Source organism: Candidatus Phytoplasma palmae (assembly GCF_046896035.1).
In the GTDB taxonomy this organism is placed as follows: domain Bacteria; phylum Bacillota_I; class Bacilli_A; order Acholeplasmatales; family Acholeplasmataceae; genus Phytoplasma; species Phytoplasma palmae.
The window spans coordinates 81,491-94,959 of sequence record NZ_JBIPDD010000001.1; the positions used below are offsets into that span (position 1 = coordinate 81,491).

Genomic DNA, 13,469 nt, shown 5'->3' on the forward strand with positions numbered 1-13,469 from the left:
AAAATTAAAATTTTGTTTAATTTTATTTTTTTTTTTTTTGTATATTTTTATTATTATTTCTTTTATTTTTATTATGAAAAATTAAAAAAGCTTCTTAGAAAGAATAAAACATTATGAATTTATTATCTTTTGAACAAAAAATGAAATTATTAGAAAAAAAATTAGAAACTAATTTTAAAACCGGTTTGCAAAAAGAGCAATTAAAACAAAAATTTTTAAAATATGGATTAAATAAATTAATCAAATCTAAAAAAAAAAATTTTTTTTCCCAAATATTCCAACAATTAAACAATTTCTTTGTATATATATTATTAATATCTTCTGTAATAACTTTTTTTATAGGAATATTTAATTCACAAAAAGAAGAATTATTTGAAAGTATTTTAATTTTAAGTATAATAATTATTAACGCTTTTTTAGGATTTTTTTACGAAAAAAAAAAAGAAAATTCTTTAAATTTAATAAAAAAGAAAACAAAATCTTACGCTAAAGTTTTGAGAAATAACCAAATAAAATATATTTTGAAAGAAAATTTATTAGTAGGAGATATTGTTTTTTTAGAAAGAGGAAATTTAATTCTCGCAGATTTAAGATTAATAGAATCAAATCAATTAACTATAAATGAATCTATATTAACGGGAGAATCAATACCTGTAATCAAAAATCATCTTTTCGTTAGTTCTTCAAATTCAAACGATATTATTAATCAAAAACATATTGCTTTTATGAATACAATTGTTTTGCATGGTTATGGCAAGGGAGTAGTTATTCAAACAGGAATGAATACTCAAATAGGGAAAATAACAAAACTTATTTTAAATTCAAAAAAAGAAAAAAATCCTTTAGATAAAAATATCGATAAAATAGCTAAAACATTAAGTTTTTTTATAATAATATTAATAAGTTTTGATTTTTTATTGAATATATTTAAATATTATTTTCTAAATAAATATATTAATTTTTTAATTATTAAAAAATTTTTATTATCTTCTATAGCTCTAGCAATAGCTGTAATACCAGAAGGTTTACTAGCAATAGTAAATATTATTTTAGCTTTAGGAATAAAAAAAATTATCAAAAAAAAAGCAATAGTTAAAAATTTAAAATCTTTAGAAACTCTTGGCTCTATAAGTGTTATTTGCACCGACAAAACAGGAACTTTAACGAAAAATAAAATGACTATTAAAAAAATATATTTTTTTCAAGAAAATATTATTATAGACAAATTAAAAAACCATTTATTAACTGAAAATATAATAAATTTAATACATTTTGGTTCAATATGCAATAATAATTATATTATCCAAAAAGAAGAAAATACAATAAATATTAAAAAAATTGATTCAGATCCAGTAGATCAATCTTTTATAGATTTATTATATCTATTCAACATAAACATTAATAAAATATTCAAAAAATACGAAAAATTGAAAGAATTCCCTTTTAATAATGAAAAAAAATTAATGTTAACTATAATTAGAAATAAAAAAAATCAAAAAAAATATATTTTATTAAAAGGAGCAGCCGAAATTATTTTAAAACTTTCAAATAAAATACAAAAAAAAGAGAAAATTGTTCTTAAAAAAAATAATAATCATGAAACAATCTTAAAAGACTTTGATGTCATGGCTAAAGATGGTTATAAAATAATAGGAATTGCTTATGTTAAGATAAATTTTGAAATTCCATTTTTAGAAAACCTTTCAATAGAAGAAATTTTAAAAAAATTAAAAGATGAAATTATTTTTCTATCAGCAGTAGGCATAGAAGATCCTATAAAACAAAATAGTTTAAAAGCTATCAAAAATTTAAAAAAAGCTTTTATAACGCCTATAATGATTACTGGAGATCATTTAATAACAGCAAATAATATTGCTATAAAATTAAATATTTTAAATTCAAAAAAAGATTTATCTATAACAGGAGAAAATTTAGATCTTCTAGAAGAAAAAGAATTTTTAAATAAAATCAAAAATATTAAAGTTTATGCGAGAACTAATCCTAATCATAAATTAAGAATTATTAAAACTTGGCAAAAATTAGGAAATATAGTAGCTATGGTGGGTGACGGAGTAAATGATGCTCCTAGCATTAAAGCAGCAAATATAGGTATTGCAATGGGAATAACAGGCACTGAAGCAACTAAACAAGCCTCAGATATCATTTTAACAGATGATAATTTTAGTACTATTGTAACAGCTATTAAAGAAGGTAGAAATATTTTTAACAATATAAAAAAAAGTATTATATTCTTATTAAGTTGTAACGTAGGAGAAATAATAGTTATATTGTTAACCACTTTTTTTGGTCATATTTTTTTTAACAACAATTTTATTATCTTAAGTGCATTACAATTATTATGGATTAATCTAGTAACAGATTCTTTAGTAGCTATAGCATTAGGAATGGAAAAAAAAGAAGAAAATTTAATGTCAAAAAAACCACGTAATATTAATGATCCTATATTAAATAAAAAATTAATTTTAAAAATTTTTTTAGAAGGAATTATGATAGCGTTATTAACTTTCATAGCAAGTTTTATAGGTTATAAAATTCATAAAAATAATAACCAATATGGACAAATTTTTGCATTTATGGTTTTATCTCTTTCTCAATTATTTCATTCTTTTAATATAAGAAGCAATAAATCTGTTTTTAAAATTAAATGTAATTTTTATTTAATAAATTGCTTTTTAATTAGTGTTTTATTACAAATAATGATTTTCTTAATCCCTTTTTTTAGAAAAAACTTTCAATTAAATTCTTTATCTTTAATAGATATAACTATTATTACTATTTTTTCTGTTTTTCCAATAATAATAATAGAATTATATAAATATATAAAAAAAAAATTAATTAATATAAATTAATTAATTTTTTTTTAATTTTTAAAAATAAATATGTAAATAAAAAAGATACAATAAAAATAGAAAAAAACTTAACATAAATAAAGAATTTTATTCTTTCGGTACTAAATTGAGAAAAAAATAAAATACTTTTTTGGTTGTTAAAAAAAGAAAAACCTGTCCAAACAAGACTTAACAAAAAATAAGTAAAAAAATAAAAAATAAAAATAAAAGTAAAAATAAAATATGTTTTTAAAAAAGAATAATTTTTTTTTTGCAGAAATAAACTAGGTAAAAGCCCCCAACAAATTGCATACAATAAACTTAAAAAAGGATTATAAATAAACTTTGATTGTCTTAAAAAAAAACTAAAAGTTTCAGCAAAAAAAACACCAAAAAAAGCAATATACTTTTTTTCAACATATAAAGGAATCATAGCCAAAGGCAAAAAACTTATAAAATCGAATAAAAAAATTTTTTTTAAAAATAAAAAGAAAAAAAAAGAAACAAAAAATTTATTAAAAAATAATTTTAATATTATAGAGAAAGAAGAAAATAAAGAAGTTATTATTATCTGTCTTAAAAGAGAATATGGATTTTTATTTTGCATCATATGTAAAACTTTTTAAATTTTATTTCACCAAGTAAAAAAAATAATCACAAATTTTAACTTTATCTTTTTGCGTCATTCCTTGATTTTTTAAAGCTTCCTCTACTCCCATTTTTTTTAAAATATAAGAAAATTTCTGTAATGATTCATGATTATTTAAATCGGTACGATTAAATAATTTATTAATTTTATCTCCTTCAACAACAAAATTTCCTTGTTTATCTTTAAAAATATAAAATTGTTTTTCTTCTTTTTTTAAAGAAAAAATTTTATATTCTTTGTTTTTTTCGTTAATTTTATTACTTTGCAATAAATTATTATTATGATTTCGCAAACAAAACAACATTTCATTTTTTAAAAAATTTAAATTTTTTTTCAATAATACAGAAATAGGTACAATTTTTAATTCTATTTTGTTTTGTTTTAGTTTTTCTTTAAATAAAAATAATTTTTGTTGAGATTTGTCTATATCCATTTTATTTACAACAATAATTGTGGTTTTTTTTAAAATTTCAGGATTATAATTTTTTAATTCTTCGTTTATTTGGAGATAATTTTCATAAATATCATCTTCGTCAGCACTGCAAACGTGTACTAAAACTTTACACCTTTCAATATGCTTCAAAAAACTAATACCCATTCCTCTTCCTAAATGAGAATTTTTAATCAAACCAGGAATATCAGCTACAGTAAATTGAAATTCTTCATTTGTTTTTACTACTCCTAAAAATGGTTTTAAAGTAGTAAAAGCATAATCACTTATTTTAGAATTAGCGTTGGAAATTGAAGATATTAAAGAAGATTTACCAACATTAGGTTTACCTATTAATCCGATATCAGCTAATATTTTTAATTCAGTTTTAATATAAAAACTTTCTCCTAAATCACCTTTTTCTGCAAAAAAAGGAGTCTTATTTTTAGAATTAGCTAAAGAATAATTACCACGGCCTCCTTTTCCACCAGAAGCAATAAGTAATCTTTCACCGTGATTTAAAATTTCTCCGATAATCTGTTTTTCCTTATCTTTATTATAACGATATACAACAGTACCTAAAGGAACAGGAACCAATAAATCAGACGCATTAGAACCATTTTTATTTTTATTTTTTCCACAAAAACCATTTTTTGCTATTATTTTTTTTTGATACTGTAATTTTAATAAAGTGTTTATTCCTGAATCACCAACAAAAATAATAGAACCACCTCTTCCACCATTTCCGCCAGAAGGTCCTCCGTAAGGAACATATTTTTCTCTTCGAAAAGAAGCTATACCATTACCACCGTTACCTGCTTTAACTAAATTAATAGTTTCATCTATAAAATTCATTTATATCACGATATTATGTTTTTTTTATTATATTTAACAAAAAATAATATTTTATTTTTTATCACTTAAATAAACTGAAACTTTTGTTCTATTAATTCTTTTACTTTCGTATTTGACAATTCCATTAATTAAAGCAAATAAAGTATAATCTTTACCCATTCCTACATTTTTTCCAGGAAATATTTTTGTACCTCTTTGACGAAAAATAATAGATCCAGCAGATGCATATTGTCCATCAGATAATTTAAATCCTAATCTTTTAGAATGTGAATCTCTACCATTTCTAGTAGCACTAACTCCTTTTTTAGAAGCAAATAATTGAATATTTAATTTTAACATTATAATTCCTTTCTTTTCTTTTTTTGATTAAACGAAAATTTCTAAATTTGAATATTTTTTAAATTTTTCGGATAAGTTTTACATAATTCAATTAAAGAATATTCTAAATTTTGTAACAACTTATCGACAATCAAATCAAAATTTAAAACTTTCAAATCAAAATGTCCTTCTTTCAAATGAAAAAAGATTTTTTCTTTTAATCCTAATATTTCTATAGCATTTAAAGTAATAATTATAGCGGTAGAAACAGATGCGCAAACAATATCTTTTCCCTTATCTTCGTAAAAAGAATGACCTTTAATATTTATTATTTCTATATATTTTTTTTTACTAAAAAAAAATTTAATCATAATTTCACTAACATTAAATAATAATTTTAGTAATTAAAATTTTAGTATAAAGTTGTCTATGTCCTTTTTTTAAACGATATTTTTTCTTTTTTTTATATTTAAAAACAATAATTTTAGAAGATTTACCATGTTTAATAACCTTACACTCTACTTTTGCACCATCAACAAAAGGTTTTCCTAAAATAGTTTTTTTGTTTTCTTCATCTTCTATAGATAAAATATTTTCAAAAATATAATTATCTTCTACATTTACAGGCAATCTATCTACAAAAATTTCTTGACCGCAAAATACTTTAAATTGTTTTGATCCATTTTGAACAATAGCAAACATTTTATTTTCCCCGAATTTCCATTAATATATTATATTATTTCTTTAGATTTAAATTAATTTTAATTGAAATATTAAAATTAAACGTTAATAATTCAATATTAAAAATTATTTCGTCAATATTATAATTTTTTTTATAAAAAGAAATACAATAAGATAAATAATATCTTTTTATAATTTTTATATAATTTTTATGAATAATCTTATAAAAAACAACTAAGTTTATTCTAGCTTTTTTTTTAAAAAAAGTCAAAATAATTTTTTTTATATAAAATCATATGTTTCTTTTTTTTCTAGTTTTATAAATATTTTGTTCATGATCACGACATTCTTTTGAACAACTGCCTAAAAAATATTCTTCATTTTCTTCACTGCACAAAATTTGCTTATTGCAATGAGGATTAGCACAATTAATATATCTTTCACAAGGAGTTTGATCAAAAAAATCTTTTCCTACTATTGTATGTTGTTTTTCATTAACTTCAGTAGATATTCTTTCATCAAAAACATACATTTTTCCGTCAAATAATTTACCTTTTAATTTTTTATCTTGACTATATTTAATAATGCCTCCTTCCAATTGATAAACTTCATTAATGCCTTTTTCTTTCAAAAAATAAGCAATTTTTTCACAACGAACTCCTCCGGTGCAATAAGTTACAACTTTTTTATTTTTCATTAAATCCAAATTTTCTTCTATCCATTTAGGTAAAAAACGAAAATTTTCAATATCAGGATTTATAGCATTACGAAAATGACCTAAATTATACTCATAATTATTTCTAACATCTAAAACAAAAACATCATTTTTCTTTAAATTATTATAAAATTCTTGTGGTTTTAAATAATATTTTTTATTTTTATAAGGAAAAATATCTTTGTTTAATTTTAAAGATACTATTTCATCTCTTACTTTAACAGAAAGTTTTGAAAAAACATGTTTATGAAAATAACTTATTTTAAAATCAATATCATGTCCAAAATCACTTTTTTTCATATATTCTATATATTTATTAATGTTTTTTTCAGGACCAGATAAAGTTCCATTCATTCCTTCTTTAGAAATAATTATTCTTCCTAAAAGTCCCAATTTATCGCAATAATCAAATTGTTCATTTTTAAATTGATCAAGTTCATCAATAAAAAAATACTTATAATATAAAATAATTAAGTAAGTTTCATTTTTCAACATAAAAAATTCCCTATTCTTAAATAATTTGAAAAAATTTAAAAATAAAAATATGTTTTTCAAAAAAATATAAAAATTTAAAATATTTTATTTTCTTTCTTAAGAAAGAACATATTTATCAAATACATTTTTTAATTGTGGAATGCAATAAATTATAAAAAAACAAATAATTACATAACTTATTAAACAAGGTATTAAATTATAAATAAAACAATAAATAAATAAATATTTTTGAGGTGGAAATATTTTCAAAAAAATCCAAAAATTACTAATATTAGTTAAATCTACTTTAGAAGCGTAAATGTAATAACCAGATATAAAAAAACAAATAAACCTTAATACATTAATTATAGCAGTAATAAACAAAATATTTTTTTTAATGTTTTTAGTATTTTTTTTTTGACCAGAACTACAAAAACTAGATAAACTAATTATTAGATCAGGCATTAAATAATCTAAAAAACAAGATAAAATAAATTCTAAGATAGATAATTTGACTATACTAGTAGCAACTAATAAAATCCTCATAAAAGCTTTAGTTAAATGAAAAAGAGAATAAAATAAACACACGAAAAAACCAACAGAAAAATTAAAAAATAATCCAGATAAATAAAGAATTACATAAGAAATTTTAAATAATTTTCCTCCAAAAGGAATAGTTAAAAATGGTAAAAAAAAACTTGAAAATAAATCAGCTATAATAGCTAAAGAAGCAAAAAAAGAAATAATTATAATTTTTTGTAAAATCACTTTTTTTATTTTTATTTTAATCATATTTTTTTAATAATATTTCTATTGTTTTATTTTTTTTTTTTTTTTTGAAAATTATTTTTTTTATTTATATATTATATATTTATTTAAATCAAAAAATTATAAACATTTAAAAAAAAATATAACGATAAGTTAATTCAAATAAATAAATAAAAGAAGGAAAAATAATAGATATCCAAATTCCTAAACAAGCACCTACTAAAGTACCTAAACTAATCCCCATTAAGCCTTTTTTAAAAGCGAAAAAATTAATAAAAAAAAGAACTCCTAATAACATAGATTTAATTCCTGCAATTGTTTCTTCTCTTCCGCTAATATCATTGATTTGAAAATCAACAATTTTTTTTTGATCAAAAACATTAGTAAAATAAATTTTGTCGATGCCTTCAAAAATTGGTCTTTCAATGAAAGAACTTATAATAAAATACAAAACCAAAATATTAATAAAAAAAATAAAAAAATAAAAATATCTCTTTTGAAAAGAAAATTTATTTAAAAACATCAACATATTAACTCCTTAATTAAAAAATAAATAAAAATTTTGTTTATAAAAGCCATTTAATAAATAATATTATACAAATGTAATCCAAAAACTTTAAAACTTTCTTGTTTTAAATATTCAAATTCATATTCTTCGTAAATAATATTTTTTTTAAAAAAAGATAAATTTTTTTCATGATCTAAAAAAGATAAATTAGAATCTTCAATTAAAGTTCTCTTGTTAAGGCCAAATATATCTAAAGCGCCTGAAAATATTAAATTTCTTAATAATTTATTATCTAAAAATTTTTTACATCTAAATTTAAAATCATAAAAATTTTTAAATTTTTCTTTCTTTCTTTCTTTAACTATTAAAGAGCATAATTCATCACTTAAATCTTTAATTAAAGTTAAAGGTAATAAAATTTTATCTTCATAAATTTTATATTCATGATCACTTTCTAAAATATTAGGAAATAAAATAGTTTTTTCTTTATATTTTAATTGAATTAATATTTTTTGTGTTTCTTGGATATCTTTTATATATTCATTCAATATAACTATAATAAAAATCATAAAATAATTAGATTTTAAATAAGCCATTCTAAAACTAATTAAAGAATAAGCTGAACTATGACTTTTATTAAAACTATAATTAGAAAACTTACATATAAAATCATAAATTTTACAAGATAATTCGATACTATGACCTTTTAACGCACTTTTATGAATAAATTCTTTTTTTAATACATTTTCAATGACATGAAAATTATCCAAATCACTAATTTTTTTCATAAAAATTTCTGATTCACCTAAACTATAACCAGCATAAACAATAGCTATTTGCATAATTTGTTCTTGATATAAAATAATACCATAAGTTTCTTTTAAAAGAAAATCAATAGAAGGGTGAATAAAAAAATTTTTTTTTATTTTTTTGTTCAAACAATACTCATTTAAAGAATTAATAGGACCTGGTCTGTTTAAAGCTAAAACTGCTATTAAGTCTTCGAATTTCTGAGGTTTAATTTTGTTTAAAACATTCTTAGCGCTAAAAGATTCTAATTGAAAAATATAATCAGTGTCACTATTTTTTAAAATTTTATAAGTTTCCTCATCAAATAAAGGAATTTTATTCCAAAAAACCTCTTTTTTATTATAATTAATTTTATTTAAAATTTTATCAATCAAATTCAAACTTCTTAATGTTAATAAATCAATTTTTAATAAACCTATTTTCGATAATTGTTTTGCGTCCAATTGAGTTTGATATAAAAAAGAAGAATTTATTATAGGATTTTTTTGAATAGGACAATTTTCTAATAAATTTTTATCACTAATAACAATACCTGCAGGATGAGTTCCTGTGAAATGAGGGATGCCTACAAATAAATTACTAATTTGATTTATATTATTTTTAATTTTTTTTAAAAAATTTAAATTTATTTTTCCTTTCAAATAATTAAAATTTCTAACAAAAGATTTAGTAGTAAAAGTATTAAAAGTAATGATATTAGCTATAAATTTTTCACCATATTTTTCTAAAATATAATCTAAAATAAATTTTATTTTATTATCAGGAAAGTCTAAATCAATATCTGGCATTTTCTTTCTTTGAGTATTCAAAAAACGTTCAAACAATAAATTATACTCTACAGGATCTATTTCAGTTATTCCTAAACAAAAACACACTAAAGAACTAGAAGAAGAACCTCTCCCAGGCCCTATTAAAACATTATTTTTTTTAGCATAAAAAACTAAATCATAAACTATTAAAAAATAATCTTGATATCCTATTTCTTCAATAATTGTTAATTCTTTTTCCACTCTTTGTATATATTTTTGAAAATTAAAATTATTCTTTTTTTTTCTGTCTAATAAAAAATCATAAGAAATTGTTCTTAATTTTTGAATAGATTCTTGTTTATTATAATTTTCAAATTTAGGTAAAAAAAATTCTGAAGGAAAAATTTTCAAATATTTAATAGAATTTATAAATTTTTTTAAATTTAAAAACAAATAACAATATTCTTCATTAATCAAATATTCATTATAATACTCTTCTATTTGTTTTTTAGTTAAAAATTGATAACACCAATTTTCTAAATTAGTTGGATTTGATATTTGAATTAACTCTTCATCTTCTAAAAAATTATTTTTAGATAAAATATTATATTCACTTGATAAATTAAGTAACAATTCGTAACATAATTCTTCGTTTTTTTCTAAAAAATTAGTTTTATGTGTAGGAATAATTTTAATATTTAATTCTTTAATCAAAGGTAAAAAATAATTATTAGATAAAAATTTTAACCATTGAGATTGCAATGATAATCCGAAAAAAAAAGTATTAAGTTTTTCGTTTAATTTATAAAAAATTTTTTTTATATATTTAAATTCTAATAAATTAGATAAAACAAAATCTATATTGGATAAAACAAAAAAAAGACCTTCTTGAAAAAATTTTAATTCATTTAAATCAATTATTTTATTATTTGAAGTTCGGACAATATTAGAAATTTTAATTAAATTATTAATCCCTAAATCGTTCATCGCATAAATTAAAATACCAATATTTTTTTCTTTCAATAAAATTTCACTTAAATTCAGTTTAATTTTTATACCTATTATAGGTTTTATTTCATATTTATTACATAATTCTAAAAAATTAATCATTGCAAATAAATTTTCATCATCACTTAAAGCTACAAATTCATATAAATTTTCTTTTGCTTTTTTAATTAGTGATTCTAAAGAATTCATACTATTTAAAATACTATAATAACTTTGAAGATAAAAAACACCTGTAGTCATTAAAAAACCTCAAACTAAAATATATTATTTTATTTAATTAATTTAAAAATAAAAATTTTATTTTTTATATTCATTTTGAATTTTTTTCAATATAAAAAAATAATTGAATAAATAATAAAATATAAAATAATATTCTTTTATATTTTATTACTGTTTTTAAAATGAGGAAATAAAATAACATCTCTTATATTAGAAGTATTAGTCAATAACATAACTAATCTATCTATACCTATACCTAATCCTCCGGTAGGTGGCATTCCGTATTCTAAAGCTTCTAAAAATTCTTTATCTAAATCTTCAGTTTCATCATTTCCTAATTTTTTTTGCAATAATTGATCTTGAAAACGTTTTTTTTGTTCAATAGGATCATTTAACTCACTAAAAGCATTAACAAATTCTTTTCCAGCTATAAATAATTCAAATCTGTCAGAAAAAAAATTATTTTTAATATTCACCTGAGATAAAGGACTCACTTCAGTAGGAAAATTATAAATAAAAGTAGGTTGTATTAAAGTAGGTTCTACAAATTTTTCAAAAAAAGAAACTATAATATGTCCTTTTTTATGGAAAGGTTTAACTTCAATATCATTTTCGATTGCTAACTTTTTAAATTCTTCTATTGTTTTTTCTTGAGAAAAATCAATACCTGTTTTTTGATGAATGATTTCTATCATATCATATTTATAAAATTTTTTAAAATTAATCATATTTTTTTGATAATAAAATTCTAAAGTCCCTAAAATATTTTTACAAATATCTTTAAAAAATTCTTCTGTTAACTGCATAACTCCTTGCATATCTGAATAAGATAAATAAGCTTCTAAAGTAGTAAATTCAGGATTATGAAATGCATCAACCCCTTCATTTCGGAAAACTCTACCAATTTCATAAATAGCGTTCATACCACCTACAATTAACTTTTTTAAAGGAATTTCTGTAGCTATTCTTAAATAAAAATCTGATTCTAAAGCATTATGATATGTTTTAAACGGTTTAGCAGCAGCTCCACCTAAACAAGAATTTAAAATAGGAGTTTCAACTTCTAAAAAACCTTTTTCATCGAAAAATTTTCTTACAAATTTAATAATTTTACTACGCATAATAAAAATTTTTCTAATTTCAGAATTAATAATTAACCCAATATAACGTTTTTTACGAATTATTTCTTTATTTTGTAATCCTTTAAATTTATCTGGCAAAGGCATTAAACTTTTACTTAAATGAATAAATTCAGAAGCTTTGATAGTTAATTGATTAGTTTTAGTTTTAAATAAAAAACCATTGACTCCTACAATATCTCCTAAATCAGAATTTTGATAAATTTTAAAAGATTTTTCAGAAACTAAACTAGAATTTATATAAATTTGAATAGAATCATCAAATTCTTGTAATTGTAAAAAACCCGCTTTACCTTGAATTCTTTTTAAAATAATCCTACCAGCTACAGAAACTAAAATTTTATTTTCTTCTAACTGAGAAAAACTAAAACTATCATATTTATTCAAAATATCTAAAATATTATTTTTTTTAATAAATTTATTATTAAAAGGTTCAATATTTAATTTTTTTAATTCTTCCATTTTTTTTAATCTAATATAATATTGTTCTATTTGATTTTCGTTATTTTCCATATTTTTTTTCAAAAAACCTCTTAATTTGTTTTTTTATTTTTAAAATAAAATTAAAAATAATATTTAATATTTATATTTAAACAATTTATTATTTATTTTTTATTATAACATATATTTTAAAATGATTTTATTATGTTAAATAATATATTTTTTAAATATAAATAAAACATTAAACATATTAAAAAATAAATAAAAAAGAATCTTTTGTTAAAGATTCTATTGTTAAAAAATAATATTAATAAGCCATGTTCTGTACTTGTTTTGTTAATAAATTACTAAATTACCAAAACAAGTGACGATCATTTATCTCTATTTTATTTCTAAAATAGCATAAAAATTAACTAAAAATTACAAAAATACAAGGAAAAGTTAATTTTTACGTGCTCCTACCATTTTTTGGATTATTAGCTTGAGGGGTTTACCGCGTTTCACTTAATTATTTCTAATTAACTCGTCTCTGTGGCACTTTATTTTTTATTTTCATAAACTTATGCAAATAAGTTTTTAGATTATAAAAAGCCGTTACTTAAAATTTACTTAAGTACTATAAGTTATTTTTTCCTTAAACACAAACATTACACATTTTTCCTATTAATGTGTGCTAAATCGAGATAGAATTAGACCGTTTTTCTATTACTAGATATTAATCTAAGCCCCCCACACCACCGAACAAGCAAGTTTCCAAGCATTCGGCGGTTAAATAAGTTATTTCTGTAAACTTATTTTTCCTCTTTCGCCTTGTAAAGGTTGTTAACCTTTGCCTTGGTGAGTCAGTCCACTTCTT

The 13,469-nt window shown here is 19.8% G+C and carries 11 protein-coding genes and 1 other RNA gene; 1 reads left to right on the top strand and 11 read right to left on the bottom strand.

What is annotated here, in order from left to right:
* Window positions 1–113: 113 nt before the first annotated feature.
* Window positions 114–2,870: a cation-translocating P-type ATPase gene (locus ACHMP6_RS00330; RefSeq protein WP_412097541.1), complete on the top strand. Its 2,757-nt coding sequence runs from the start codon at window positions 114–116 to the stop codon at window positions 2,868–2,870.
* Here ACHMP6_RS00330 and ACHMP6_RS00335 read toward each other — a convergent pair.
* The 11 genes from ACHMP6_RS00335 to rnpB form a co-directional block, all read right to left on the bottom strand.
* A complete protein-coding gene (locus tag ACHMP6_RS00335) occupies window positions 2,857–3,459 on the bottom strand; it encodes a hypothetical protein (protein ID WP_412097542.1) in 603 nt (200 codons plus the stop codon). The two genes, ACHMP6_RS00330 and ACHMP6_RS00335, sit on opposite strands and share 14 nt — an antisense overlap.
* A 19-nt stretch (window positions 3,460–3,478) precedes the next feature.
* Complete coding sequence (gene obgE, locus ACHMP6_RS00340; RefSeq protein WP_412097543.1) at window positions 3,479–4,783, bottom strand: GTPase ObgE; 1,305 nt, start codon at window positions 4,781–4,783, stop codon at window positions 3,479–3,481.
* Window positions 4,784–4,834: 51 nt separating this feature from the next.
* The gene (gene rpmA, locus ACHMP6_RS00345) at window positions 4,835–5,125 is read right to left on the bottom strand and encodes a 50S ribosomal protein L27 (protein ID WP_412097552.1); all 291 of its coding nucleotides are present in this window, start codon (window positions 5,123–5,125) and stop codon (window positions 4,835–4,837) included.
* A gap of 38 nt (window positions 5,126–5,163) precedes the next feature.
* The gene (locus tag ACHMP6_RS00350) at window positions 5,164–5,472 is read right to left on the bottom strand and encodes a ribosomal-processing cysteine protease Prp (RefSeq protein ID WP_412097544.1); all 309 of its coding nucleotides are present in this window, start codon (window positions 5,470–5,472) and stop codon (window positions 5,164–5,166) included.
* Between the two features lie 13 nt (window positions 5,473–5,485).
* A complete protein-coding gene (gene rplU, locus ACHMP6_RS00355; protein ID WP_412097545.1) occupies window positions 5,486–5,803 on the bottom strand; it encodes a 50S ribosomal protein L21 in 318 nt (105 codons plus the stop codon).
* 271 nt (window positions 5,804–6,074) lie between these two features.
* Window positions 6,075–6,992: an oxygen-dependent tRNA uridine(34) hydroxylase TrhO gene (trhO, locus tag ACHMP6_RS00360; RefSeq protein ID WP_412097546.1), complete on the bottom strand. Its 918-nt coding sequence runs from the start codon at window positions 6,990–6,992 to the stop codon at window positions 6,075–6,077.
* Between the two features lie 96 nt (window positions 6,993–7,088).
* A complete protein-coding gene (locus ACHMP6_RS00365; RefSeq protein WP_412097547.1) occupies window positions 7,089–7,763 on the bottom strand; it encodes a hypothetical protein in 675 nt (224 codons plus the stop codon).
* 106 nt (window positions 7,764–7,869) lie between these two features.
* Window positions 7,870–8,262 (bottom strand): hypothetical protein, encoded by a 393-nt coding sequence (locus ACHMP6_RS00370; protein ID WP_412097548.1) that lies wholly within the window; start codon window positions 8,260–8,262, stop codon window positions 7,870–7,872.
* Window positions 8,263–8,318: 56 nt separating this feature from the next.
* Entirely contained in the window at window positions 8,319–11,054 is a 2,736-nt protein-coding gene (locus tag ACHMP6_RS00375) for a helix-hairpin-helix domain-containing protein (RefSeq protein WP_412097549.1), read from the bottom strand.
* Between the two features lie 137 nt (window positions 11,055–11,191).
* Window positions 11,192–12,685, bottom strand: a complete 1,494-nt coding sequence (gene lysS, locus ACHMP6_RS00380) for a lysine--tRNA ligase (protein WP_412097550.1) — start codon at window positions 12,683–12,685, stop codon at window positions 11,192–11,194.
* A gap of 234 nt (window positions 12,686–12,919) precedes the next feature.
* Window positions 12,920–13,323: RNase P RNA component class B (rnpB, locus tag ACHMP6_RS00385), an RNA gene on the bottom strand.
* Between the last annotated feature and the right edge of the window lie 146 nt (window positions 13,324–13,469).

Bases quoted from the DNA above. Each gene is read 5' to 3' on its own strand.
- trhO (WP_412097546.1), bottom strand. From the start codon at position 6,992: ATGTTGAAAAATGAAACTTACTTAATTATTTTATATTATAAGTATTTT.
- ACHMP6_RS00365 (WP_412097547.1), bottom strand. From the start codon at position 7,763: ATGATTAAAATAAAAATAAAAAAAGTGATTTTACAAAAAATTATAATT.
- rplU (WP_412097545.1), bottom strand. From the start codon at position 5,803: ATGTTTGCTATTGTTCAAAATGGATCAAAACAATTTAAAGTATTTTGC.
- ACHMP6_RS00350 (WP_412097544.1), bottom strand. From the start codon at position 5,472: ATGATTAAATTTTTTTTTAGTAAAAAAAAATATATAGAAATAATAAAT.
- ACHMP6_RS00335 (WP_412097542.1), bottom strand. From the start codon at position 3,459: ATGATGCAAAATAAAAATCCATATTCTCTTTTAAGACAGATAATAATA.
- ACHMP6_RS00375 (WP_412097549.1), bottom strand. From the start codon at position 11,054: ATGACTACAGGTGTTTTTTATCTTCAAAGTTATTATAGTATTTTAAAT.
- ACHMP6_RS00370 (WP_412097548.1), bottom strand. From the start codon at position 8,262: ATGTTTTTAAATAAATTTTCTTTTCAAAAGAGATATTTTTATTTTTTT.
- obgE (WP_412097543.1), bottom strand. From the start codon at position 4,783: ATGAATTTTATAGATGAAACTATTAATTTAGTTAAAGCAGGTAACGGT.
- lysS (WP_412097550.1), bottom strand. From the start codon at position 12,685: ATGGAAAATAACGAAAATCAAATAGAACAATATTATATTAGATTAAAA.
- ACHMP6_RS00330 (WP_412097541.1), top strand. From the start codon at position 114: ATGAATTTATTATCTTTTGAACAAAAAATGAAATTATTAGAAAAAAAA.